General features: G+C 62.2%; 22 protein-coding genes. 14 read left to right on the forward strand and 8 right to left on the reverse strand.

What is annotated here, in order from left to right; translation table 11 throughout:
* The first annotated feature begins 138 nt into the window (after positions 1-138).
* The 5 genes from fecI (at position 139) to ydfG (ending at position 5,678) form a co-directional block, all read left to right on the forward strand.
* The gene (gene fecI / locus J0X03_RS12420) at positions 139-663 is read left to right on the forward strand and encodes a ferric citrate uptake sigma factor FecI (RefSeq protein WP_033650469.1); all 525 of its coding nucleotides are present in this window, start codon (positions 139-141) and stop codon (positions 661-663) included.
* Positions 660-1,616, forward strand: coding sequence for a ferric citrate uptake sigma factor regulator FecR (fecR, locus tag J0X03_RS12425; RefSeq protein ID WP_160204265.1), 957 nt, complete (start codon positions 660-662; stop codon positions 1,614-1,616). Before fecI ends, fecR begins: the two co-directional genes overlap by 4 nt.
* Before the next feature lie 213 nt (positions 1,617-1,829).
* Positions 1,830-4,082: a TonB-dependent Fe(3+) dicitrate receptor FecA gene (fecA, locus tag J0X03_RS12430; RefSeq protein WP_226773067.1), complete on the forward strand. Its 2,253-nt coding sequence runs from the start codon at positions 1,830-1,832 to the stop codon at positions 4,080-4,082.
* 199 nt (positions 4,083-4,281) lie between these two features.
* Positions 4,282-4,803, forward strand: a complete 522-nt coding sequence (locus J0X03_RS12435) for a GNAT family N-acetyltransferase (RefSeq protein WP_060660756.1) — start codon at positions 4,282-4,284, stop codon at positions 4,801-4,803.
* Between the two features lie 125 nt (positions 4,804-4,928).
* Complete coding sequence (gene ydfG, locus J0X03_RS12440; RefSeq protein WP_033642989.1) at positions 4,929-5,678, forward strand: bifunctional NADP-dependent 3-hydroxy acid dehydrogenase/3-hydroxypropionate dehydrogenase YdfG; 750 nt, start codon at positions 4,929-4,931, stop codon at positions 5,676-5,678.
* Positions 5,679-5,714: 36 nt separating this feature from the next.
* On the opposite strand, the gene J0X03_RS12445 is transcribed toward ydfG, so the two are convergent.
* The gene (locus tag J0X03_RS12445; RefSeq protein ID WP_033650474.1) at positions 5,715-6,041 is read right to left on the reverse strand and encodes a YnfA family protein; all 327 of its coding nucleotides are present in this window, start codon (positions 6,039-6,041) and stop codon (positions 5,715-5,717) included.
* Positions 6,042-6,189: 148 nt separating this feature from the next.
* Between J0X03_RS12445 and J0X03_RS12450 the strand changes: the two genes are divergently transcribed.
* On the forward strand, positions 6,190-6,558 hold the full coding sequence (locus J0X03_RS12450; RefSeq protein ID WP_033633135.1) for a DUF1283 family protein: 369 nt from the start codon (positions 6,190-6,192) through the stop codon (positions 6,556-6,558).
* Positions 6,559-6,647: 89 nt separating this feature from the next.
* Entirely contained in the window at positions 6,648-6,947 is a 300-nt protein-coding gene (locus J0X03_RS12455) for a DUF1161 domain-containing protein (RefSeq protein WP_033642988.1), read from the forward strand.
* A 52-nt stretch (positions 6,948-6,999) separates the two neighbouring features.
* On the opposite strand, the gene J0X03_RS12460 is transcribed toward J0X03_RS12455, so the two are convergent.
* On the reverse strand, positions 7,000-8,487 hold the full coding sequence (locus tag J0X03_RS12460) for an MDR family MFS transporter (protein WP_033642987.1): 1,488 nt from the start codon (positions 8,485-8,487) through the stop codon (positions 7,000-7,002).
* 509 nt (positions 8,488-8,996) lie between these two features.
* Between J0X03_RS12460 and J0X03_RS12465 the strand changes: the two genes are divergently transcribed.
* From J0X03_RS12465 to clcB, 5 genes are all read left to right on the forward strand, one after another.
* The gene (locus J0X03_RS12465) at positions 8,997-9,713 is read left to right on the forward strand and encodes an ABC transporter permease (protein WP_160204264.1); all 717 of its coding nucleotides are present in this window, start codon (positions 8,997-8,999) and stop codon (positions 9,711-9,713) included.
* 64 nt (positions 9,714-9,777) lie between these two features.
* Complete coding sequence (locus J0X03_RS12470; protein ID WP_227711513.1) at positions 9,778-10,635, forward strand: glycine betaine ABC transporter substrate-binding protein; 858 nt, start codon at positions 9,778-9,780, stop codon at positions 10,633-10,635.
* Positions 10,636-10,643: 8 nt separating this feature from the next.
* Positions 10,644-11,294: an osmoprotectant ABC transporter permease OsmW gene (gene osmW / locus J0X03_RS12475; RefSeq protein ID WP_004938544.1), complete on the forward strand. Its 651-nt coding sequence runs from the start codon at positions 10,644-10,646 to the stop codon at positions 11,292-11,294.
* The gene (gene osmV, locus J0X03_RS12480; RefSeq protein WP_033642984.1) at positions 11,291-12,430 is read left to right on the forward strand and encodes an osmoprotectant ABC transporter ATP-binding protein OsmV; all 1,140 of its coding nucleotides are present in this window, start codon (positions 11,291-11,293) and stop codon (positions 12,428-12,430) included. Before osmW ends, osmV begins: the two co-directional genes overlap by 4 nt.
* 125 nt (positions 12,431-12,555) lie before the next feature.
* Complete coding sequence (clcB, locus tag J0X03_RS12485) at positions 12,556-13,857, forward strand: voltage-gated ClC-type chloride channel ClcB (RefSeq protein WP_089197010.1); 1,302 nt, start codon at positions 12,556-12,558, stop codon at positions 13,855-13,857.
* On the opposite strand, the gene J0X03_RS12490 is transcribed toward clcB, so the two are convergent.
* The gene (locus J0X03_RS12490) at positions 13,854-14,246 is read right to left on the reverse strand and encodes a helix-turn-helix domain-containing protein (RefSeq protein ID WP_033642982.1); all 393 of its coding nucleotides are present in this window, start codon (positions 14,244-14,246) and stop codon (positions 13,854-13,856) included. The two genes, clcB and J0X03_RS12490, sit on opposite strands and share 4 nt — an antisense overlap.
* Positions 14,247-14,315: 69 nt before the next feature.
* Here J0X03_RS12490 and J0X03_RS12495 point away from each other — a divergent pair, with 69 nt between their 5' ends.
* Positions 14,316-14,810, forward strand: a complete 495-nt coding sequence (locus J0X03_RS12495) for a DUF2938 family protein (protein WP_033642981.1) — start codon at positions 14,316-14,318, stop codon at positions 14,808-14,810.
* A 5-nt stretch (positions 14,811-14,815) separates the two neighbouring features.
* Here J0X03_RS12495 and bioD read toward each other — a convergent pair whose 3' ends face one another.
* The 3 genes from bioD to J0X03_RS12510 all read right to left on the reverse strand — a co-directional run bounded on the left by bioD (position 14,816) and on the right by J0X03_RS12510 (position 17,893).
* Positions 14,816-15,481: a dethiobiotin synthase gene (gene bioD / locus J0X03_RS12500; RefSeq protein ID WP_033642979.1), complete on the reverse strand. Its 666-nt coding sequence runs from the start codon at positions 15,479-15,481 to the stop codon at positions 14,816-14,818.
* A 144-nt stretch (positions 15,482-15,625) separates the two neighbouring features.
* Positions 15,626-16,843 carry a sugar metabolism global transcriptional regulator Mlc gene (gene mlc / locus J0X03_RS12505; RefSeq protein ID WP_033642978.1) on the reverse strand — a complete coding sequence of 406 codons (1,218 nt, stop codon included), beginning with the start codon at positions 16,841-16,843 and terminating at the stop codon, positions 15,626-15,628.
* 159 nt (positions 16,844-17,002) lie between these two features.
* The gene (locus J0X03_RS12510) at positions 17,003-17,893 is read right to left on the reverse strand and encodes a LysR substrate-binding domain-containing protein (RefSeq protein WP_033650481.1); all 891 of its coding nucleotides are present in this window, start codon (positions 17,891-17,893) and stop codon (positions 17,003-17,005) included.
* Positions 17,894-18,040: 147 nt separating this feature from the next.
* On the opposite strand from J0X03_RS12510, the gene J0X03_RS12515 reads away from it, so the two are divergent.
* Positions 18,041-19,309, forward strand: coding sequence for an MFS transporter (locus J0X03_RS12515; RefSeq protein WP_169539675.1), 1,269 nt, complete (start codon positions 18,041-18,043; stop codon positions 19,307-19,309).
* Between the two features lie 50 nt (positions 19,310-19,359).
* On the opposite strand, the gene J0X03_RS12520 is transcribed toward J0X03_RS12515, so the two are convergent.
* Both J0X03_RS12520 and J0X03_RS12525 read right to left on the reverse strand, forming a co-directional pair.
* Positions 19,360-20,646, reverse strand: coding sequence for a glycoside hydrolase family 10-like protein (locus J0X03_RS12520; RefSeq protein ID WP_160204263.1), 1,287 nt, complete (start codon positions 20,644-20,646; stop codon positions 19,360-19,362).
* Between the two features lie 126 nt (positions 20,647-20,772).
* Positions 20,773-22,569, reverse strand: coding sequence for a glycoside hydrolase family 3 N-terminal domain-containing protein (locus J0X03_RS12525; RefSeq protein ID WP_160204262.1), 1,797 nt, complete (start codon positions 22,567-22,569; stop codon positions 20,773-20,775).
* Positions 22,570-22,643: the final 74 nt, after the last annotated feature.

The following is a 22,643-nucleotide window of genomic DNA, read 5'->3' on the forward strand; positions in this document are numbered from 1 at the left end:
CGCTCTTTACGGCCGTTCGCTTTATTTCAACGCCGCGTCCGGGGGCGGAACCCCAGCCTGGAGGCAACGGCCAAACTTGAAACGATAACTATTCTCAATTATCATCCGCGCATCTTTTTGACCAGCAATGCGAAAACCATGTCCGCCACCGCCTCTGCCCCGCACGCCGCGCTGTCGCGCCTTTACGCCACCCACCACGCCTGGTTGCAGGGATGGTTGCGTCGGCGGCTGGGCTGCGCTTTCGACGCGGACGATGTGGCGCAGGACACCTTTATGCGCCTGCTGAAAAGCGACGCCGCGGCGACCCTGCGCGAGCCGAAAGATTTTCTGGTCACCGTCGCCAAGCGGGTGATGGTCGATCTGTTCCGCCGCAGAACGCTGGAGCGCGCCTATCTTGAGATGCTGGCGCTGATCCCGGAAGGCTACGCCCCGTCGCCGGAGCAGCGCCAGAGCCTGCTGGAAAGCCTGCAGCAGATCGACGCCATGCTCGACGGCCTGGGGCCGAAGGTAAAACAGGCCTTTCTGTTGTCGCAGCTCGAAGGCCTGGGCTATGCGGACATCGCCGCGCGCCTCGGCGTGTCGGTCAGTTCGGTTAAAAAATACATGGCCAAAGCCACCGAGCATTGCCTGCTGTTCAGCCTCGAAAACGACGTTTATTCATGAGCAACGCCATCACCCCCGAGCAGCGCCAGGCGCTGAAAATGGCCGCACACTGGTATGCCCTGCTGTGCGACGAGCACGTCACCGAACGCCAGCGCCAACAGTGGCAAGCCTGGCACCAGCAGCATGACGATCACCGCTGGGCCTGGCAGCGCGTCGAAGCGTTGCAGAGCCAGCTGCAGGGCGTGCCGGGCAAATTCAGCTATCGCGCGCTCGATCGCGCCGGCCGTCAATCGGCGATCGATCGCCGCACCCTGCTGAAAAGCCTGCTGCTGTTGCTCGGCGTGGGCGGCGGCGGCTTCTTCTACCGGTCGCCGCTCGGCCAGGAGCTGCGCGCCGACTACCGCACCGCCACCGGCGAAATCAAACCCATTGTGTTAAGCGACGGTACCCAACTGGTGCTGAACACCGCCAGCGCGGTGGACGTGCATTACGACGATCGCCAACGACTGATCCGCTTGCACGCCGGGGAAATCAGCCTGGTTACCGGACGCGATGCCCGGCCGCTGTGGGTGCAGAGCCCGCAAGGGGCGATGCGCGCGCTCGGCACCCGTTTTTTGGTGCGCGAGAGCGGCGGCGAAACGCGCCTGACGGTGCTGGAGCATGCAGTCGAAGCGCAGCTGGCGCAAGACGCGCAACAAAAGCTCCGGGTGAACGCCGGCGAACAGATAAGCTTCAGCGCGGCGGCCTTCAGCGATAAGCAACCGGCTACGGCGGAAGACGGCTGGCTGCACGGGGTGCTGAGCGTCAGCCAGTGGCGGCTGGACCGGGTGATCGCCGAACTGGCGCGCTATCGGCGCGGCCACCTGAGCTGCGATCCGGCCGTTGCCGGCCTGCGCGTCAGCGGCAGTTTCCCGCTCAACGATACCGATCGCGCCCTCGCCCTGCTCAGCCAGACGCTGCCGGTACGCCTGCAAAGCTTTACCCGCTATTGGTTGCAAATCGTCCCCGCCTGAATTTTTTAAATGAAAATGATAAAAAATCGCATTCTTGATTGTCCCTTTTGCTTTGCTCATCCGACTCCCAGGAAAACACTGCAGCAATAAATAAAAAATGATTCAGGAGAAGGTATGAACAACGCTTGGGGAAAGGTCGCTCCGGCTTCGCTTTGGGGAAAACGTGCCACGCCGCTGGCCGTGGCCATTGGCCTGGTCTTCGCTGCACCGCAGATGGCGAGCGCCGCCAGCGCCGCTGCCGCCTATCACATTCCGGCCGGTGAGCTGGACGGCGCGCTGAACGCTTTCGCCGCGCGCGCCGGCATCGCGCTCTCGGTAGACGGCGCGCTGACCGCCGGTAAACGTTCGCCGGGCCTGAGCGGCAGCTACGGCGTCGATGACGGCCTGAACGCCCTGCTGGCGGGCAGCGGCCTGCAGGCTAAAGCGCTCGGCAACAACGGCTACACGCTGGCCAAACTGCCGCAGCCGCAGAAAGAAGAAGACATCACCGTGGTCGGCGACTGGCTGGCGGAAGGCCGTCAGGCAGACGTGTTCGAACACCCCGGCGCGCGCGACGTCGTGCGCCGCGAAGACTTCGTTAAAACCGGCACCACCACCGTGCGTGAAGCGTTGAACCGCGTGCCGGGCGTGGTGGCGCCGGAGAACAACGGCACCGGCAGCCACGATATGGCGCTGAACTTCGGCATACGCGGCCTCAACCCGCGCCTCGCCAGCCGCTCTACCGTGCTGATGGACGGCATTCCGGTGCCCTTCGCCCCTTACGGCCAGCCGCAGCTGTCACTGGCGCCGGTCTCGCTCGGCAATATGGATGCGATTGACGTGGTGCGCGGCGGCGGCGCGGTGCGCTATGGGCCGCAGAGCGTCGGCGGCGTCGTCAACTTCGTTACCCGCGCCATCCCGAAAACCTTCGGCCTGGAGGCCGGCATGCAGGGGCAGCTCAGCCCGACCTCGCGCCAGGATCACCCGAAAGGCACCGGCAACCTGATGATCGGCGGCACCGCCGACAACGGCTTCGGTGCGGCGCTGCTTTACTCCGGCACCCGCGGCAGCGACTGGCGCGAGCACAGCGCAACCAAGATAGACGACGTGATGCTGAAAAGCCGCTACGCCCCGAACGAGGTGCACACCTTCAACAGCCTGCTGCAATACTACGAAGGCGAAGCGAACATGCCGGGCGGCCTGAGCCGGGCGGACTACAACGCCAACCCGTTCCAGTCTACGCGCCCGTACGACAAGTTCTGGGGCCGCCGCCAGTTGGCGAACTTCGGCTATCAATATCAGCCTGATCAGCAGCATAAGTTCGACGTGCAGAGCTTCTACACCTACACCCTGCGCAGCGGCTATCTGGATCAGGGCAAGAACCTGACGCTGTCGCCGCGCGAATACTGGGTGCGCGGCGTAGAACCGCGCTACAGCCAGAGTTTCCGCTGGGGAGATTCCGCCCATGAGGTCGGCGTCGGCTACCGTTACGTCAGTGAGTCCACCCATGAGCTGCGCTACACCAGCAAGGCCAGCACCGGCAGGCTGCCGTCCACCGCCAGCCCGTACGATCGCGACACCCAGTCCGGCACCGAGGCGCACGCCTTCTATCTCGACGATCGCATCGACATCGGCGACTGGACCATCACGCCGGGCATGCGCTACGAGTACATCAAGTCGTATCAGAACAACTACATCAAGAATAACCGCCTCGACGTCAGCTATAACGCGCCGCTGCCGGCGTTGAACGTGATGTATCACCTGAACGAATACTGGAACCTGTACGCCAACACCGAAGGCTCCTTCGGCACCGTACAATACAGCCAGATGGGCAAAGCGGTCGACAGCGGCAAGATTGAACCGGAGAAGGCGCGCACCTGGGAACTGGGCACCCGCTACGCCGGCGATGCGCTGACCGGCGAGATCGGGCTGTTCCTGATCAACTTCAACAACCAGTACGATTCCAACCAGGTGACCGACAGCGTGACCGCGCGCGGCAAAACCCGCCACGCCGGGCTGGAAGGCAGCCTGCGTTACGATCTGTCGCAGCTGACGCCGAAACTGGACGACCTGACCGCCTACGCCAGCTACGCCTACGTCAACGCCACCATCCGCGAAGACGGCGGCTACAAGGGCAACCAGGTGCCGTTCTCGCCGAAGCATAAAGGCACCCTGGGGCTGGACTACACGCCGGGCAACTGGGCGTTTAACCTTAACGGCGAGTTCCAATCCAACCAGTTCGCCGACAACGCCAACACCGTGGCGGAAAGCGCCGACGGCAGCACCGGCCGCATTCCCGGCTATATGCTGTGGGGCGTGCGCGCCGCCTATGATTTCGGCCCGGAAATGGCCGGCCTGAATCTGGGCGTCGGCGTGAAAAACCTGTTCAACCACGAGTATTTCACCCGCGCCTATGACGACAACAACAAAGGTCTGTACATCGGTCAGCCGCGCACGATCTATCTGCAAGGTTCGGTGAAGTTCTGATCCTCAACGGCGGGCGCGGTTAACCGTGCCCGCCGCCTTTCCCGTCGACGTGACGACGTCACATAAAACCGTTCCTCCGCGTCGCCGCAGCGGCGAAAAATAAGTCGCTTCTGACGCCAATACGCGTAATATCGACGATCCGCCCCGATTTATGTGCGCGGATTTTTTGCCGTTATGGCCTGAAAAGCGAGGAAATAAAATGAATCACAATGACCTTTCTCAGTGCCGCGTTGACACCGACCGTTTGTTGATTGCCCCCTTTACCGCAGCAGACGCCGACGATGTTTACCAGGCGATCACCCCCACGCTGACGCGCTTTATGACCTTTGAGCCGGAGGCGTCGCCGGAAGATTTCGCCAACGTTTGGCAAAGCTGGCTGCCGCTGATGCGCGAAGGCGAAGAAGTGATCTTCGTCGCCCGCCGGCGCGAAGACCGGCAGTTTGTCGGCGTCGGCGGCGCGCACAACCTGCGCAGCCCCACCCCGGAGCTGGGCATCTGGGTGAAAGAGAGCCTGCATGGCCAGGGCTACGGCCGCGAAATCGTGCAGGGCATCGCGCGCTGGGCCAGCGAGCGCTTTCAGCCGCCGCACTTTCTCTACCCGGTGGCCGAGCAGAATACCGCCAGCCGCCGCCTCGTCGAGTCGCTGGGCGGCGTGCTGGCAGGCCGTTGCGAACGCATCAAGTATGACGCCGTGGTCTACCACCTGCCGCCTCAGCGCTAATCAGCATCGGGCCGCTGGCCCGGTGTGACCTTTTTTCCTTTCCGCCGTGATAACCGCTGCCACTGCCTGCGGGTTTGTGCTAATGATAGAAGCATGTAGGGTAAAAACAGTTGAGGAACAGCAACATGATTATATTTGTTACCGGCGCCACCTCCGGTTTCGGCGAGGCCATTGCGCGCCGTTTTATCCGTGAAGGCCACCAGGTGATCGCCGCCGGGCGCCGCCTTGAGCGTCTCGAAGCGCTGCAGGAAGAATTGGGGGAAGCGCTGCACATCGTGCGGCTCGACGTGCGCAACCGCGCCGCCATTCAGCAGGTGATAGAAGCGCTGCCGGCCGAGCTGCGCCAGATCGACGTGCTGGTGAACAACGCCGGGCTGGCGCTGGGGCTGGAGCCGGCGCACAAGGCCAACGCCGATGACTGGGAAACCATGATCGACACCAACGCCAAAGGGCTGGTGAACATGACCCGCGCGCTGCTGCCCGCCATGGTCGAGCGCAACGTCGGCCACGTGATCAACATCGGTTCCACCGCCGCCAACTGGCCCTATGCCGGCGGCAACGTGTACGGCGCCACCAAGGCGTTCGTCAAGCAGTTCAGCCTGGGCCTGCGCGCCGATCTGCACGGCACGCGCATCCGCGTGACCGATATCGAGCCGGGCCTGGTGGGCGGCACCGAGTTCTCCAACGTGCGCTTCAAGGGCGATGACGGCAAGGTCAATAAAACCTACGAAGGCGCCGATGCGCTGACGCCGGAAGACATCGCCGAGTCGGTATTCTGGGTCGCCACGTTGCCGGCGCGCGTCAACATCAACACGCTGGAAATGATGCCGGTCAGCCAGTCCTTCGCCGGGCTGAACATCCACCGCGGCGCCTGAGCCCTGTCGGCGGGAGGCGACTCCCGCCGTGTTTCCTCAGGCCGCGCGCCAGCCGGAAACAATAATCAGCATGCCCGCCAGCGCCACCCCGGCGCCGACCCAATCCAGCGTAGACAGCTTCACGCCGTCCACCACTCGCAGCCACAGCAGCGCCGTCGCCACATACACGCCGCCATAGGCCGCGTAGACCCGCCCGCTGGCCGCAGGATGCAGCGTCAACAGCCAGACGAACAGCATCAGGCTCAAGGCCGCCGGCAGCAGCAGCCAGGCGCTGCCCTGCTTCTTGAGCCACAGGTAAGGCAGGAAACAGCCGATAATTTCAGCGAGCGCAGTGGCGAAAAACAACAGCGTAGTTTTTAACATCGGTCGCAGTTTTCTCTCGATAAAGTAAACGAATCGGCGCTTGGCTGGTGAATTCCAGGAGCGCAGTGGTATATTTGTCACCACGCCTGCGGGCGAGGTAACGCCAGTGCCGCCTTCATCAGGCGCACTCACTCATAAGGATGAAACGATGAAAACATTTTCGACCCAACGACTGCTGCGCGGGATGCTGCCGGTCGCCATGCTGGCCGTAATGGGCGCCTGGCAGGCGCCGGCGCTGGCTGCCACCTGCACTCAGGGCAGTACCTGCGTCACCGTCGATGGCAAAGGCAGCGGCGCGATGAGCACCGAAGAAGCGCGCCAGAGCAAAGAGCAGTGGAATGATACCAAATCCCTGCGCCACAAGGTTAACACCCGCGTCGAGAAAGAATTCGACAAGATCGATCGCGCGGCGGATGACGAAGATCGCTGCAACGACAGCAACAACGTCAACGCCTACTGGGAGCCGGACACCCGTAAATGTCTGGATCGCCAGACCGGGCGTCGGATTAATCCTTAATCCGCCTGCGGCGGGCGGGCAAGCGTGAAACCCGGTCGCCGTTGCTGCTATCCTGTTACAGGAAGTCCATTGTCTAAAAGGATGACGTGATGAAAAAAACGCTGATATTAACCGCTGTGTTGCTGGCCGGCGCGCCGATAGCGGCCCTGGCCTCCTGCGAAAGCGTGAAAGCGGACATTTCGCAAAAAATCGTCAATAACGGCGTACCGGAGTCCGGCTTCAAACTGGAGATCGTGCCAAACGATCAGGCCGATCAAGCGGGCGGCCAGGTGGTCGGCCACTGCGAAAACGACACCCAGAAGATCGTCTACACCCGCCTGAACAACGGCGACGATCGCGGTGATGCGGCGCAGACCGGCACCAGCCAGGATACCTCCAACACGCAGTAAGCCGCACCGGCTACCCAGGGCGCTCTGCAGCAGCGCCCGCTCCTTCTCTTCCTTACGCCTGTTCCGCCTCTTCCTCTTCGCCCTGCGGCCGACAACGCGCCGGGATCAGCATCGCCGCCGCCAGCGCCAGCAACGACACCAGCGCCGAAACCAGAAACACCCAATGCAGCGAAGCCGCCACTTGCTGGGTCAGCTGCGCCAACGCCTCGCTCCCCATGCTCTGGCGCACTGCCGGTTCCATCAGCCGCTGTACCGGATCGTCAATCTCCGGCAAACGCCACTGCAGGTTGAGATTCAGCGTCGCGCCCAAAATCGCGGTGCCGATGGCCGAGCCCACCATGCGGGTAAACACCGTACAGGCGGTGGCGATGCCGCGAATGCTGTAATGTGCCGCGTTCTGCACCGAAACCAGAAACGTGGTATTGCACAGCCCCATGCCGGCGCCGACCATAAACGCCGCCACCCGGCCCCACAGCAAGCCGCCCTCCGGCTGCAGCAGCAGCAAGATCAGGCCGCCCGCCACCAACAACAGCGCGCCCAGCAGCGCCGTAGCGCGGTACGAGGTCATCAGCATCAAGCGGCCGCTCAGCGTGCTGGCCAGCGGCCACCCGATCGACATCAGCGCCAGCGTGGTGCCCGCCTCCAGCGGCGAGCCCCCCATCACGCCCTGAATGAAGGTCGGCAGAAAGGCGCTGATGCCCATCATCGCCGCGCCGATCACCAGCCCGCCGATGTTACCGGCGACGATCACCCGGCTTTGCCACAGCGCCAACGGGAACAGCGGTTCGACCGCGCGCCGCTCCTGGCGGACAAGCAGCGCCAGCGCCGCTGCCGCCAGCGCAAACAGCGGCACCACCCACCAGCCCAGGCTTTCCATCTGCAACAGCGCCAGCAGCAGCGCCGAAACGAACAGCGTCAGCCAGGCGGTGCCGGCCAGATCCAGCGCGTGCTGGCGCAATGGCTGATGCGCCGGCAGATAGCGCCAGAGGAAGAACATCGCCAACAGGCCGATCGGCAGGTTGACCCAGAACACCAACGCCCACGGCAAATGTTGCACGATAAACGCCCCCAACAGCGGGCCGATGATCGCCGACACGCCCCACACGCTCGACAGGTATCCCATCACCTTCGGCCGTTCGGTGGCGCTGTAGATATCGCCGATGATGGTAGAGGCGATCGGCATGATGGCGCCGGCGCCCAGCCCCTGCAGCAGACGAAAGCCGATCAGCCAATACATGTCGGGGGCGAAACCGCACAGTACCGATCCCAACAGGAACAGCGTGGCGCCGAAGAAGAACACCCGCTTGCGGCCGTAGAGATCCGCCAGCCGCCCGTAGATGGGAATGGTGATCGCCTGCGACAGCAAATAGACCGCGAACACCCAGCCCAGCAGCGAGAAACCGCCGAGATCGCCGATGATGGTCGGCATGGCGGTGGCGACGATGGTGGCTTCGATCGCCGACATGAACATCGCCAGCATGCAGGCGATCAGAATCAGCGGGCGGTGAGCGATGGGTGCGGGTGAAACGTTATTTGTCATGGCGTTATGCAGGTTTCCTGGCGTTTTTGTTTTCCCTGAGTATATCAGCAAGCGCCTGCACCGAGTCTATCCGCCCTCACATCCCGTCTTCGCCGACGGCGGATCGCACCATTTGGACTTGTTGTTACGGCGTAACGTTATGCGGCGGGTTTTTTTCACTTTCCCCCCATCCCAGCGCTGACGCGGGCTGAGACGCCGATCGGCGCAAACTCAATCACCTGATTTTGTTCATAAAACTTGGCACGGTCAACGACAGGGTGCTATACCTTCCCTAGCCGGAGTCGTTGGGCTTCGTGCTTTCTCGGGTTTAAATATCAGTATCTTATGCTGATTAACTCACGTATTGAGCCTACGTTCAGCACGCTGTGCCGAACGCACCCTTCGCTCAATGTCGCTAACCTCATGCGAAACGCCCGTTTTGTACCGCCACGCCCGCCGGGCCGTGGGTAACAATCAGAGCGGAATGCGCCGTCTCGTCGGCCGCTCCGCGCAACGGAGGACGCAACATCATGCACAAGTCAGCGCCATACCGGCGCCTGCTCCTCGGGAGCCTGTTGTTTATCGTCGTCATCGCACTGCTGGTTTACGGCATCGGTTGGGACACCCTCAAGTCGCGCCGGGAAGATTTGATCTACCTCGGCCAACAACACATGTTCCTGGTGGCCTGCTCCATGCTGCTGTCGCTGCTGGTCGGCATTCCCAGCGGTATCTTGCTGAGCCGCCCTTTCGCCCGCCGCTGGGCGGAACACGTGATGCAAATCTTCAACGTCGGCAACACCCTGCCGCCGCTGGCGGTGCTGGCGCTGGCGATGGTGATCATCGGCATCGGCGATCGGCCGGCGGTGGTGGCGCTGTTCCTCGCCTCGCTGCTGCCCATCGTGCGCAATACCTATGCCGGCCTGCGTTCGGTGCCGCCGGCGCTGGTCGAGGCCGCCAACGGTATTGGCATGACCGCCGGGCAGCGGCTGCGCCAGGTCGAACTCCCCAACGCGCTGCCGGTGATCTTCGCCGGGATACGCATCGCGATGGCGATTAACGTCGGCACCGCGCCGCTGGCGTTTTTGATTGGCGCCAGCAGCTACGGCGAGCTGATTTTCCCCGGCATCTACCTGAACGACTTCCCGACGCTGATCCTCGGCGCCGCCGCCACCGCGCTGATCGCCCTGCTGCTCGATCTGGCGCTGGCCGGTCTCGGCCGCCGGCTCAGCCCGCACACCGCATCCTGATGGGAGAAACGCGATGACTCGATGGTTACAACGCCTCCGCCACGCGCTGCTGTTCTCCTTGCTGATGACCGGCGCGGCCGCCTGGGCCGCTCCGCTGACGCTGGCGAGCAAGAACTTTACCGAACAGCGCATTCTGTCGGCGATCACCGTGCAATACCTGCGGGCCAAAGGTTTTCAGGTCGAACCCAAGACCAACCTGGCCACGGTGATCACCCGCAACGCGATGATCAACAAGCAGATCGACATGACCTGGGAATACACCGGTACCTCGCTGATCATCTTTAACCACATCAATAAGCGCATGACGCCGCAGGAAACCTACGACACGGTGAAAAAGCTCGACGCCAAACTCGGCCTGGTGTGGCTGCAGCCGGCGGATATGAACAACACCTACGCCTTCGCCATGCAGCGCCGGCGCGCGGAAAAAGAGCAGATCCGCACGATGTCGCAGCTGGTGGCCAAAGTGGAACAGGTGCGTAAAACCGACCCGAAACACAACTGGCTGCTGGGGTTGGATCTGGAGTTTGCCGGCCGCTCGGACGGCCTGAAACCGATGCAGGCGCTGTACGATATGCCGCTCGATCGCCCGCAAATTCGCCAGATGGATCCCGGCCTGGTCTACAACGCCATCCGCGACGGCTTCGTCGACGCCGGGCTGGTGTACACCACCGATGGCCGGGTGAAAGGGTTCGATCTGCAGGTGCTGGAAGACGACAAGGGCTATTTCCCGAGCTACGCGGTCACGCCGGTAGTGCGCGCCGACGTATTGCAAAACACGCCGGGGCTGGAAGAGGCGCTGAACACGCTGTCGAAACAGTTCAACAATCAGGTGATCACCGAGCTGAACGCCAAGGTGGATATCGACTACCAGACGCCGCAACAGGTCGCCGACGCGTTCCTCAAGCAGCGCGGCCTGATTTAGGAGGCATGATGAATACCTTACTTTACGCCTGGCAAAACTGGGCCTATATCGCCGGATTGACGCTGGAACACCTGCTGCTGGTCGGCATCGCCGTCGGCCTGGCGATCCTGATCGGCGTGCCGCTTGGCGTGCTGATCGTCCGCCACAAATGGCTGGCGACGCCGGTGCTGAGCCTGGCCACGCTGGTGCTGACCGTGCCCTCCATCGCCCTGTTCGGGCTGATGATCCCGCTGTTTTCATTGATTGGCCACGGCATCGGCTACGTGCCGGCGATCACCGCGGTGTTCCTCTACTCGCTGCTGCCGATCGTGCGCAATACCCACACCGCGCTCGACAATCTGCCCGGCGGGCTGCGCGAAGCCGGCCGCGGCATCGGCATGACCTTCTGGCAACGGCTGCGCTGGGTGGAGATCCCGGTGGCGCTGCCGGTCATTTTCGGCGGCATCCGCACCGCCGTGGTGATGAATATCGGCGTAATGGCGATCGCCGCGGTGATCGGCGCCGGCGGCCTCGGCCTGCTGCTGCTCAACGGCATCAGCAGCAGCGACATTCGCCAGTTGATTACCGGCGCCGTGATGATCAGCCTGCTGGCGATCGTCCTCGATTGGTTATTGCACCGCTTGCAAATTGCGCTAACGCCCAAGGGGATCCGCTCATGATTAAATTGGAAAATCTGACCAAACAGTTCATGCAAAAGAACGGCACGCCGTTCAACGCCGTCGACAACATCAATCTGGACGTGCCGGAAGGCGAAATCTGCGTGCTGCTCGGCCCTTCCGGCTGCGGCAAAACCACCACGCTGAAGATGATCAACCGCCTGATCGAACCCACCGGCGGCACCATTCTGATCAACGGCGAAGACACCAGCGCGCTGGATACCGTCAGCCTGCGCCGTAAAATCGGCTACGTCATCCAACAGATCGGTCTGTTCCCCAACATGACCATCGAGGAGAACATCACCGTGGTGCCGCGCATGCTGGGCTGGGACAAAAAACGCTGCCACGCCCGCGCCGAGGAGCTGATGAGCATGGTGGCGCTGGATCCCAAGCGCTTTTTGCACCGCTACCCGAAAGAGATGTCGGGCGGGCAGCAACAGCGCATCGGCGTGATCCGCGCGCTGGCGGCCGATCCGCCTGTGCTGCTGATGGATGAACCCTTCGGCGCGGTGGATCCGATCAACCGCGAAACCATCCAGAACGAGTTTCTCGACATGCAGCGCCAGCTGAAAAAGACCGTGATGCTGGTCAGCCACGACATCGACGAAGCGCTGAAGCTCGGCGATCGCATTGCGGTGTTCCGCCAGGGTAAAATCGTGCAGAACGCCAGCGCCGATGAGCTGCTGGCGCGGCCGGCGAACGAGTTCGTCGCCTCCTTTGTCGGCCAGGATCGCACGCTGAAGCGCCTGCTGCTGGTGCAGGCCGGAGACGTGGCAGGCCAACAAGAGACGGTGACGGTGCGCCGGGAAACGCCGCTGGTGGAGGCGTTCGGGCTGATGGACGATATCGACGCCCGTTCAGTGACGGTAGTGGACGCCGACGGCAAGCCGCTGGGCTACGTCAAACGCCGTGAGGCGCGCGGCGCGCCGGGGGTGTGCGCCGACAGCCTGCACCGTTTCCGCGTCACCGCCCGCGCGGAAGAGAACCTGCGCGTGGTGCTGTCGAAGCTGTACGAACACAACACTTCCTGGATGCCGATCGTCGATGAAGACGGCCGCTACAGCGGCGAAATCTCGCAGGATTATATCGCCGACTACCTCAGTTCCGGCCGCACACGCCGGGTGTTGACGCCGCAATAACCCACGCCGGGGCGCTCGCCGCCCCGCCCATGCCGCAGTTTGCTAAAGATTCACTGGTCATCGGCCGGAGCGCCAAGCACAATGCGCTGATGACCCTTTGATTTTTCTCACGACGCCGCCCACGCATGAAAAGATTGGTCCACCTGCACCACTATCGCGCCCTGCTGCGCAGCCTGCTTATCGCCGTGTTTATCGGCGTCGCCGCCGCCCTGGCGGTGTGGCTGTTTCACCGTTCGATGATTGGCCTCGAGTGGCTGCTGCTCGGCAATGCCGACGGCAGCCTGGTGGCCGCCGCCGCCGCGCTGCCCGGCTGGCGACGCGCGCTGACGCCCGCGCTGGGCGGTCTGGCGGCGGGCCTGCTGCTGTACATTCACCAGCGCTACCGCCACCAGCGCCCGGCGGCGCCCACCGACTATATGGAAGCGATTGAGACCGGCAACGGCAAGCTGGATACCGGCGCCAGCCTGGTGAAGTGTCTGGCGTCGCTGCTGGTGGTGTCGAGCGGCAGCGCCATCGGCCGCGAAGGCGCGATGATCCTGCTGGCGGCGCTGGTGGGATCGCTCTTCGCCCAGCGCTTTACGCACGAGAAAGAATGGAAACTGTGGGTGGCCTGCGCCGCCGCCGCCGGGATGGCCAGCGCCTACCATGCGCCGTTGGCGGGCAGCCTGTTTATCGCCGAGATCCTGTTCGGCACCCTGATGCTGGCCTCACTCGGCCCGGTGGTGATCGCCGCAGTGAGCGCTCTGCTGATGACCAACCTGCTCAACGGCGGCCAGGCGCCGCTCTACCTGGTGACGCCGCTCGCCGCCCCCTTGCCGACGCAATACCTGCTGATGGCGCTGGTCGGCGTGGTGGCCGGCGCCGGCGGGCCGCTGTTTTTGTGGTTGATGACCGCCAGCGGTCGCGCCTTCCGATCGCTGCGCCTGAAGCCGCCATTGCAGCTGGCGTTGGGCGGCCTGATCGTCGGGCTGCTTTCGCTGCTGTTTCCGCAAGTGTGGGGCAATGGCTACAGCGTGGTGCAGGCGCTGCTGATCGCGCCGCCGGGGGTGTTGCTGCTGGGCGCGATCCTGGTGTGTAAACTGTTGGCAATCCTCGCCAGCAGCGGCTCGGGCGCGCCCGGCGGGGTCTTCACCCCGACGCTGTTCGTCGGCGCCGCGCTCGGATCGATAATCGGTCAGCTGTTCGGCCTGTGGCCGGGCATGGATGCGGCGGTGCCGCTGCTGCTGGCGCTGACCGGCATGGCCACCCTGCTGGCCGCCACCACCCATGCGCCGATCATGGCGGCGCTGATGGTGTTTGAAATGACCGGCGAATACGCGCTGCTGCCCGGCATTCTGCTCGCCTGCGTGATCGCCACCACCGTGTCGCGCGGCCTGCGGCCGATCTCGGTGTACCACACGGCGCCGCTGCCCAAACGCGAGGTTTAGAACTCACCCTGCTGCAATATTTTCCTGAACTGCGGGCACTGCAGGTGCTCAGGTTCAGGGCAATCAACCATGTGCCGCAGCCCGTCGCGCACCTGTATCAGGCGCTGGATATGGCGATCCAACTCATCCGCCCGCGCAGCCAGCAACACGCGATCGAGCGCGATTTTGCCCCGTTCGTCAAACAAGGCGCTCATCTCATCCAACGTAAAACCGGCCAGGCGCGCGAGGGCGATCAACCGCAGTTGATCGAGCACCCCGGCGGCGTATTGACGGCGCAAACCGTGGCGGCCTATCGACGCGATCAGCCCCTTTTTCTCGTAATGCCGCAGCGCAGAAGGCGCGACTCCGCTCAGGCGCGCCACCGCGCCGATATCCAGTTCTTTTGCCATTGACTTGAAGCCGGCTTTAAGTTGCACACTGTGCGCACCTTATCACGTCACTGAGCCAAGGACACCCCTATGACCCCCGATTTGTTATTGCGCATTCTGTTAACCGGCGCCGGCGCCACCCTCTGCATGGATTTGTGGGCGTTGCTGCTGAAGCGGCGCTTCGGCATCCCTTCCCTCGATTACGCGCTGGTGGGCCGCTGGTTTCTCGGCATGTTCGACGGCCGCTGGTTTCACGCCACCATCGTCACGGCGCCGCCGCGCCAGGGTGAGAGAAAAATCGGCTGGATACTGCACTACGCCATCGGCTTGGCGTTCGCCTTTATCCCGCTCGGTTTGGCGGGCATCGAGTGGTATGCGGCGCCGGAACCGCGCATCGCGCTGTTGAGCGGCTGGCTGAGCCTGGCGGCGCCGTTTCTGGTGATGCAGCCCGCGCTGGGCTTTGGCGTGGCGGCGGCGAAAACCGCCAATCCGCGCAGAGCGCGGCTCCTCAGCCTGCTCACCCACACGGTGTATGGGCTGGGCCTGCTGATCGCCGCCCGGTTGTTGGCGACGTTCTGCGCCTGAATGGGCTACAGCAACGTGGAAATATCGAGGTAGTGCGCCAGTTCGCGCTGCTCCGCGCGCGGCAGATACGGAATTTCACCCAGCAGCGGCGCGGAAATGCGCTGCTGCAGCGCCGTGATGGTTTCGGCATAGTGTGCCAACCCCGGATTGATGCGGTTGGCCACCCAGCCCAGCAGCGGCAAGCCGTCGTTGATGATCGACTGCGCGGTCAGCAGCGCGTGGCTGACGCAGCCCAGCTTGATGCCCACCACCAACACCACCGGCAGTTGCTCCTGCACCACCCATTCGGCGTACGGCCGCAGATCGTTCATCAGCACGCGCCAGCCGCCGCTGCCCTCTACCACCACCGTATCGGCTTTGGCGGACAGATCGCGCAGGCCGCTGCTCATCAGGCCGTAGTTGATGTCCTCGGTGGCATGCGCATGAAACACCTCATCCAGACAGGTGATGGGATTGATCTCCTCATAGCACAGCGGCAAGGTGGAAGATGCCTGCAACACCAAAGCGTCTTTATTGCGGATGCCCTCGCTGGTTTCCTGGCAGCGCGCGGCGATCGGCTTGTAGCCCGCGACCGAGCGGCCATCGGCGGCCAGCGCCTGCATCAACCCGCGGGAAACCACGGTTTTACCGACGTCGGTATCCGTGCCTGTCACAAATAAACGCTTCAACATGAATAAAATGCCCCAGAATGCCCCGTTAACAATGTATCGCCGCACCGGCGGCGAAGAAGTCTTGCGGAAAAATTCTAGGGGATGCTGCCACGTAGGGGCTTGAGGTAGCTCAATCTTTTGCGGGATTAATAAGAAGTTCTGATGTTAGCCTTGCAGCAGCTGCACCAGCAATGAACCATTGTACAGCGCCTCTTTCACCAGCGCCGCGCCGGGCATGGTGCCCTGATTGAAGAACTGCGTGGATTCAACCTTGACCTGCTCGCTGTAGGCCGGCAGCGCCTGCTGGCGAATGCAGGAGGCGATGGCCGGGTGCAGGATCTCCGCCGCGCGGTTGAGCGGCGAACCCACCAGGATCTTCTCCGGATTGAACAGGTTGACCATGATAGCCAGAATGCGCCCCACGCTGTGGCCGACGCCGAGGATGATGTCCCGCGCCAGTTGATCGCCCGCCAGCGCGGCGTCGCACAGCGATTCAACGGTCAGCGGCGCGCCGTGCAGGCTGGAGCTCATCGAGCCGCTCAGCCGCTGCTGGGCGATCTCCAGCATGTTCTCGATGCTGGCCACGGTCTCGAGGCAGCCGTGGTTGCCGCAGTAACAGCGTTTGCCGTAAGGATCGACCTGGGTGTGGCCGATCTCCACCACGCTGTGGCTGCCGGCATGCAGCACGTGGCCGCCGGTGATCACGCCGGCGCCGACGTTGTGGTCGATCACCACCTGAATCACGTTCTGGCTGCCGCGCGAGGCGCCGTACAACGCCTCGGCCATGGTCCAGGCGCTGATGTCGTGTTGCAAATAGACGGGCAGACCGGTCCGGGTTTCCAGCGCCGGGCCGAGCGGCATCTCCAGCACGTCGTAAAACGGCATGCGGTGCACCACGCCGGACTGCACGTCGATAATACCCGGCAGCGTAATGGCGATCGCCGTCAACCGTTCCAGCTTGCTTTGGTGGCGAATAAAGAATTGATCGACTTCGGTCAGGATGCGTTTCAGCAGCGGTTCGGGATCTTCGGCCGCCAGCGGCAGCAGCTCTTCCACCACCAGTTTGCTGCTCAGATCGCGCAGCGCCAGCGTGATGCTGCCGCGGCTGATGCGGGCGGACAGGTAGTGCCAGGCCTCGGTGTCCAGCACCAGCCCCACCGCCGGGCGGCCCCGGCTGCCGATTTCCTGGTACTCGGTTTCCTTGACCAGATGGGCTTCCAGCAGTTCGCGCACGATCTTGGTGATGCTGGCGGGCGCCAGCTGTGCGCGTTTTGACAGTTCGATGCGCGAAATCGGGCCCAGTTGATCGATTAGCCGATAAACCGCCCCCGCATTGGTCTGTTTGATTTGATCAATATGCCCAGGCTGCCCAACCGCAATCACAAACCGGCTCCTACTATTTTTCGCGCTTCTAAATAAAGACTAGGGGTTATGGTGGGGCTTTTGTCATACAGCGTCAACTATTTGATTCGTTATGTGATTTGCTGCACAAATTCCTCGCAATTTCAGCGCGAATTGATTTTTATTTGCCCAATCTCAACGTCATTTCAGCATCAACGCCATCAGCGCCTGCGCCGCAGCGGTCAGCGGCCGTCGGCGGTGATGCACCAGCCACACTTCGGTCGTGGCGTCCGGCTCCGCCAGCGGCAAATAACGCACGCCGTCCACCCGCACCCGGGCGAAAGACGCCGGCAGAATCGAGACCCCCAATCCGGCGGAGACCAAACCGATGATGGTCATCGCCTCCCCCACTTCCTGAGTGATATACGGGGTAATGCCGGCCTTGCCGAGCAGCAGCAGAATTTCGTCATACAGCGCCGTGCCCACTTCGCGCGAGAAGAACACGAACGGCTCCTGCGCCAGGTGTTGAAAACGCAGCGCGCCGCCGGGCGTTTCCGCCAGCGGATGCCCCTCCGGCACCACCGCCACCAGCGGTTCGCGCAGCAGCAGCTGATAGTGCAGCGCTTCCGGCAGCCGCGTGTTGCGCATCACCCCCAGATCCAGCTCACCGTTCAGCAGCGGTTCGATCTGCTGTTTGGTGTTGATTTCGCGCATCTTGATGTGCACCTGCGGAGAATGCTGACGGAAAGCGCGCAGGCTGCGCGCCACCACGCCGATAAAGGGCGCGGAAGAGGTAAAGCCGATGGTCATTTCCCCCAGTTCGCCGCGATCCAGGCGCGCCGCCTTTTCCGCCGCGCGGCCGACCTGATCGAGCACCTGATAGGCTTCTTTGAGGAACATCTCCCCGGCCTGCGTCAAGCTGACGTTGCGGTTGTTGCGCGCCAGCAGCCGCGCGCCGACCATGTCCTCCAGCGCCTGGATTTGCTGGCTGAGCGGCGGCTGGGAGATACGCAGCCGCTCCGCGGCGCGGCCAAAATGCAGCTCTTCCGCCACGGCGATAAAGTAACGCAGGTGTCTCAACTCGATATTCATATTTAAAAAGTCTTAATTGTAATTATTAATATATTAGACAAAAAAATCGCCGCTCCCTATCATTTTGTTATCTGCAAAGTGTCTGTTTATCTCCCCGAAGTTCGGTAAGGAAACGCTGTGACAACCCCTGTGCGTTCTGCGGCCGTGATGCCGTCGACGCTGGCCGCCAACGATGACGCGGCCGCTGCGCCAAAAGTAAAACGCTCCACCCTCAACAACAAACTCCCCTATATCGAACGCGGCACGCCGCAGTTTATGCGCGTAACGCTGGCGCTGTTTTCCGCCGGGCTGGCGACCTTCGCGTTGCTTTACTGCGTGCAGCCGATCCTGCCGGTGCTGTCGCAAGATTTCGGCGTCTCGCCGGCCGAAAGCAGCCTGTCGCTCTCGGTCTCTACCGGCCTGCTGGCGATCGGCCTGATGTTCACCGGGCCGCTGTCCGACGCCATCGGCCGTAAGTCGGTGATGGTGGTGGCGCTGTTGCTGGCGGCAGTCTGCACGCTGATTTGCGCCTTTATGACCAGCTGGCACGGCATTTTGCTGATGCGCGCGTTGATCGGCCTGTCGCTGAGCGGCGTGGCGGCGGTCGGCATGACCTATCTCAGCGAAGAGATCCATCCCAGCTTCGTCGCCTTCTCGATGGGGTTGTACATCAGCGGCAATTCGATCGGCGGCATGAGCGGCCGCCTGGTGACCGGGGTGTTGACCGACTTCTTCTCCTGGCGCGTCTCACTCGGGGTCATCGGTCTGTTCGCCCTCGCCGCCGCCTTCATGTTCTGGCGCATTCTGCCAGCTTCGCGGCATTTTCGCGCCAGCTCACTGCGCCCCCGCACGCTGCTGATCAACTTCAAACTGCATTGGCACGATAAGGGGCTGCCGCTGCTGTTCGCGGAAGGCTTTCTGCTGATGGGCAGCTTCGTCACCCTGTTCAACTACATCGGTTATCGCCTGCTGGCGGATCCTTATCATCTGAGCCAGGCGATCGTCGGCCTGCTGTCGGTGGTCTACCTCACCGGTTCCTACAGCTCGCCCAAGGCCGGCGCGCTCACCTCGCGCTTCGGGCGCGGCCCGGTGCTGCTGGCGTCGATCGTGATTATGCTGATCGGGATTCTGATTACCGCGTTGCCGCAGGTGCCGGCGATCTTTATCGGCATGATGCTGTTCACCGCCGGTTTCTTCGCCGCCCACTCGGTGGCCAGCAGCTGGATCGGCCGCCGTGCGCGCCGCGCCAAAGGCCAGGCGTCGTCGCTGTATCTGTTCTGTTATTACGTCGGCTCAAGCGTGGCCGGGACCCTCGGCGGCGTGTTCTGGCACAGTTTCGGCTGGAATGGCGTGGCGGCGTTCATCAGCCTGATGCTGTTGCTGGCGCTGCTGGTGGTGCATTACCTGAAGCGCCTGCCGGAAGCGGCGCGCCTGTGAATAAAAAAGCCGCGGTGGAATACCGCGGCTCGCTATGCCAATGCCGGTGATTATTGACCGGTTTTCCAGCGGGTGCGCAGGTACTCCACGGCCTTATCCGTTTGCGGCTCGGTCAGATAACGTTGCCGGAACAGGATGGTTCCCCCCATCCCAGGCAAGCTCTCGTTGAGATCCAACTGCCTTTTCAGCTCGGGAACGCCGCCGTCGACGGTCCATGCCGGTTCGCTCGCCGATGGCGTGCCTACTTTATACAGCGCCACCCCGGCATAAAGCCGAACCGGCGTGTCTTTCACCACCTCGGCCCACCAGTTGGCCAGCACGTCGTAGCGAACTATTTCACGATCGAAGGGCCAGTACAGCTGCGGTGCGATGTAGTCGAGCAGCCCCAGTTTGACCCACTGGCGCGTATCGGCATAGGCCGCATCGTACGATGGCGCGCCGGCCTGAGTCGCCGAGCCGGCGGGATCGTCCGCTTTGTTTCGCCAGACGCCCGCCGGGCTGACGCCAAACGCGACAGCGGGCTTTAGCGCCCTGACGGTGGCTGAAACCTGTTTTATCAATTGCAGCGTATTGTCTCTTCGCCAACTGGCCTTGTCTGCAAACCCTTTGCCGTATTCGCGATACGTCTTTTCATCATCCAGCGGCGATTGCGGCGTCTCATAATAGAAATAATCGTCAAATTGAATGCCGTCGACGTCATAGTTTTTGACGACTTCAGCCACCACGCCGGTGATCCAGTTGCGCACATCGGGTAAGCCAGGATCGAGCGCAAAGCGGTCGTTGGCCGTACGTATCCAGTCGGGATGCAGCACATAGACGCTGGCCGGCGGAGACTGCAGCGTTTGATTAAGGGCATCAATCGTTTGCTGCCGGGTATTCATGGAAACCCGATAAGGATTCAGCCAGGCGTGCACTTTGATGCCGCGCCGGTGCGCTTCTTTCAGCATAAAGGCCAGCGGATCGTAACCCGGATCCTGGCCCACGGTGCCGGTCAATACCTCCGACCAGGGCAAGATGTCAGAACGCCACAGGGCCGTTCCGTCCGGTTTAACCTGAAAATACACCGTGTTAATCCCGGTTTTCACCATGTCGTCCAGTGCGTCCGTCAGCGCCTGTTGCTGCAGGCGAATTCGCTCTGGCGCGGTTTCCGCTTTCAGGGAGGCCGCCGGCGGCCAGTCCAGCCCCATGACGGTGGCCAGCCAGATGCCCCGCATCGGTGTGACCGGCGGTGCAGGCTGCGGAGGCTTTTCCGGCTCAGGGGGTTTGGCGCATCCGCTCACGCCCAGCATGGCGGCCATCAACAGCCATCCGCCTAGTTTTGTTGCGCCTGTCGGCATAAATTTTCTCCTTCCGTGAGTGACGGTTATCCCATGTCGTATCGTGCAGAGCAAGAAACCGCCCGCTTTATCAACGCTATCCCACGACCGGCGTCGCCCTTTCTGACGACGCCGGTACTTGTCCCATTACCAGCTCAGCCCCGTCCCGCGAGGGAACGCCACCTTGCCCGTATTGGTTTCCTCATCGTAGTCATACCAGGTGTTGACCGGCAGTTTGCCGTGCGGTGTGATTTTCCCCGTCAGCACCTGTGCCAGAGATATCATCGAGGGACCGCGCCATACGCCGCTGTCATACCCGTAGTAAGAATAGGTGGCGACGGCTGCATCCACGTCTGCGGCATAGTTCACGATATCGTAAGGCGCGCGCAATGAGAGGTGAACGCGTTTTTTCCCCTGCTCGGCGGCGTATTTCAACCAGCCCGGATAAGGACTGGTATCATTAGCCGCCCCGGTTGCGGAGGTCACGACCCCATCCTGCTCGGCAGGCGTAAAGCGAGTCGAAAGCGTGCCGAGCAGGAACACGTCGCAATCGGCAATATGCGCCCTGATTTGGGCATCGCTCAGTTCCGTTTCCTTCGCGGCAACGACGTTCTGGTAGCCCTCCTGCGCCATCACGTTAGCGATGCCTTTGGCCTGCTCACCCCACGGGGTCAGGATAAAATAGCGCAGCGCCTTGTCTTTCAACGGCAGCAGGCTGTGGCGGTTAATGACCACGGTAATGGAGCGATCGGCGATGCGTTTTTCCAGCTTATGCGCTGAGGACGAAACGCTGCTGGAACAAGGGGCCTCGCGATGACCCATCAGGTGATGGCGTAATTTGAGGCGCAAAATGCGCTCGACCGAAGCATCGATATCGGCCTCGTTGAGATGCCCTGTTTTCACCCGGTCCGCAAGGTAACGAATCAGGTCCGGCAGCAGGTTAGCCTGGGCCGGCGAAGCGATGCTGACAGGCATCAGGGCGATATCCACCCCGGCGGCAAAGACGTTTTCAGCCGCCCCTTGCTGGCTGAAATGCTCAGCAATCGCCCCCATATCCAGCGCATCTGAAATCGTTACGCCGGCATAACCCAGCTCATCGCGCAGGATGCGGGTCTGAATTTCATGCGACATGGTGGCCGGCACCGTGATTTTTTCGCCGCTGCGGGTGTCGATCTGGCGGTTATCCAGCGCGGGGTACTGAATATGCGCGGTCATGACCATGTCCGGCGCCGCACAGCGGTCAATGGCCTGTTTGTAAGGCGCGATATCGATGGCAAACGCCTCTTCCCGCGTACGGTCGACGCGCGGCAAACCGGTATGCGAGTCGGTGGAGGTGCTGCCATGGCCAGGGAAGTGTTTGTAAGCGGTGATAAGCCCTTGCTGCTTCATCCCCGCCACCATTTTCTCGGCCAGGTGGGAAACGGCGTTCTTATCATCGCTGAAGGCGCGAACGTTAATCACCGGGTTGAACGGGTTGGTGTTGACGTCCACAACCGGTGCAAAGTTGGTATTGATATGCAACGCGCGCATATCCTGGGCCATCAGTTCGCCCTGTTCAACGGCGAGCTGTTTATCCGCGCCGCCCTCAATCGCCGCGGCGAGCGCCATATTGCCGGGGAATGAGGCATAGTCGCCGCGCGGCAGCCGGAAAACGTTACCGCCCTCGTTATCCGTGCCAATGAACAGGCGGATGCCGGCGTGGGTTTTCATCGCGGCATACCAGGCCGTTAACGTATTGATCTGCTGCTTATCTTTCAGATTATTGGCAAACAGGATCACCCCGCCCACATGGTTATCGGTGATCAGCTTGCCAATGGCTTCATCGGGAACGGTCATATCCTGATTGCTGCTACCGTTCCGATCCCAGTAGCGAAAATCCAGCATGATTTTTTGCCCGATCTTCTCTTCCAGCGTCATGTTTTTGACTTTCTGTTTAATATCCACAGTAAACCTCCTGTTAAAGCACCCGTTAATGACAGAAGAAAAGATAACCCCAAGGGCTCATAGCGTCCTGCCAT

This window comes from Serratia ureilytica (genome assembly GCF_017309605.1).
GTDB classification, from domain to species: domain Bacteria; phylum Pseudomonadota; class Gammaproteobacteria; order Enterobacterales; family Enterobacteriaceae; genus Serratia; species Serratia ureilytica.

Excerpts from the sequence above, each read along its gene's own strand:
- J0X03_RS12460 (WP_033642987.1), bottom strand. The coding sequence starts at position 8,487 with ATGACAAATAACGTTTCACCCGCACCCATCGCTCACCGCCCGCTGATT.
- fecA (WP_226773067.1), top strand. The coding sequence starts at position 1,830 with ATGGCGAGCGCCGCCAGCGCCGCTGCCGCCTATCACATTCCGGCCGGT.
- J0X03_RS12435 (WP_060660756.1), top strand. The coding sequence starts at position 4,282 with ATGAATCACAATGACCTTTCTCAGTGCCGCGTTGACACCGACCGTTTG.
- J0X03_RS12445 (WP_033650474.1), bottom strand. The coding sequence starts at position 6,041 with ATGTTAAAAACTACGCTGTTGTTTTTCGCCACTGCGCTCGCTGAAATT.
- J0X03_RS12470 (WP_227711513.1), top strand. The coding sequence starts at position 9,778 with ATGACCGGCGCGGCCGCCTGGGCCGCTCCGCTGACGCTGGCGAGCAAG.
- clcB (WP_089197010.1), top strand. The coding sequence starts at position 12,556 with ATGAAAAGATTGGTCCACCTGCACCACTATCGCGCCCTGCTGCGCAGC.
- ydfG (WP_033642989.1), top strand. The coding sequence starts at position 4,929 with ATGATTATATTTGTTACCGGCGCCACCTCCGGTTTCGGCGAGGCCATT.
- J0X03_RS12510 (WP_033650481.1), bottom strand. The coding sequence starts at position 17,893 with ATGAATATCGAGTTGAGACACCTGCGTTACTTTATCGCCGTGGCGGAA.
- J0X03_RS12515 (WP_169539675.1), top strand. The coding sequence starts at position 18,041 with ATGCCGTCGACGCTGGCCGCCAACGATGACGCGGCCGCTGCGCCAAAA.
- J0X03_RS12495 (WP_033642981.1), top strand. The coding sequence starts at position 14,316 with ATGACCCCCGATTTGTTATTGCGCATTCTGTTAACCGGCGCCGGCGCC.
- J0X03_RS12520 (WP_160204263.1), bottom strand. The coding sequence starts at position 20,646 with ATGCCGACAGGCGCAACAAAACTAGGCGGATGGCTGTTGATGGCCGCC.
- J0X03_RS12490 (WP_033642982.1), bottom strand. The coding sequence starts at position 14,246 with ATGGCAAAAGAACTGGATATCGGCGCGGTGGCGCGCCTGAGCGGAGTC.
- bioD (WP_033642979.1), bottom strand. The coding sequence starts at position 15,481 with ATGTTGAAGCGTTTATTTGTGACAGGCACGGATACCGACGTCGGTAAA.
- J0X03_RS12450 (WP_033633135.1), top strand. The coding sequence starts at position 6,190 with ATGAAAACATTTTCGACCCAACGACTGCTGCGCGGGATGCTGCCGGTC.
- fecI (WP_033650469.1), top strand. The coding sequence starts at position 139 with ATGTCCGCCACCGCCTCTGCCCCGCACGCCGCGCTGTCGCGCCTTTAC.
- fecR (WP_160204265.1), top strand. The coding sequence starts at position 660 with ATGAGCAACGCCATCACCCCCGAGCAGCGCCAGGCGCTGAAAATGGCC.
- osmW (WP_004938544.1), top strand. The coding sequence starts at position 10,644 with ATGAATACCTTACTTTACGCCTGGCAAAACTGGGCCTATATCGCCGGA.
- J0X03_RS12465 (WP_160204264.1), top strand. The coding sequence starts at position 8,997 with ATGCACAAGTCAGCGCCATACCGGCGCCTGCTCCTCGGGAGCCTGTTG.
- osmV (WP_033642984.1), top strand. The coding sequence starts at position 11,291 with ATGATTAAATTGGAAAATCTGACCAAACAGTTCATGCAAAAGAACGGC.
- J0X03_RS12455 (WP_033642988.1), top strand. The coding sequence starts at position 6,648 with ATGAAAAAAACGCTGATATTAACCGCTGTGTTGCTGGCCGGCGCGCCG.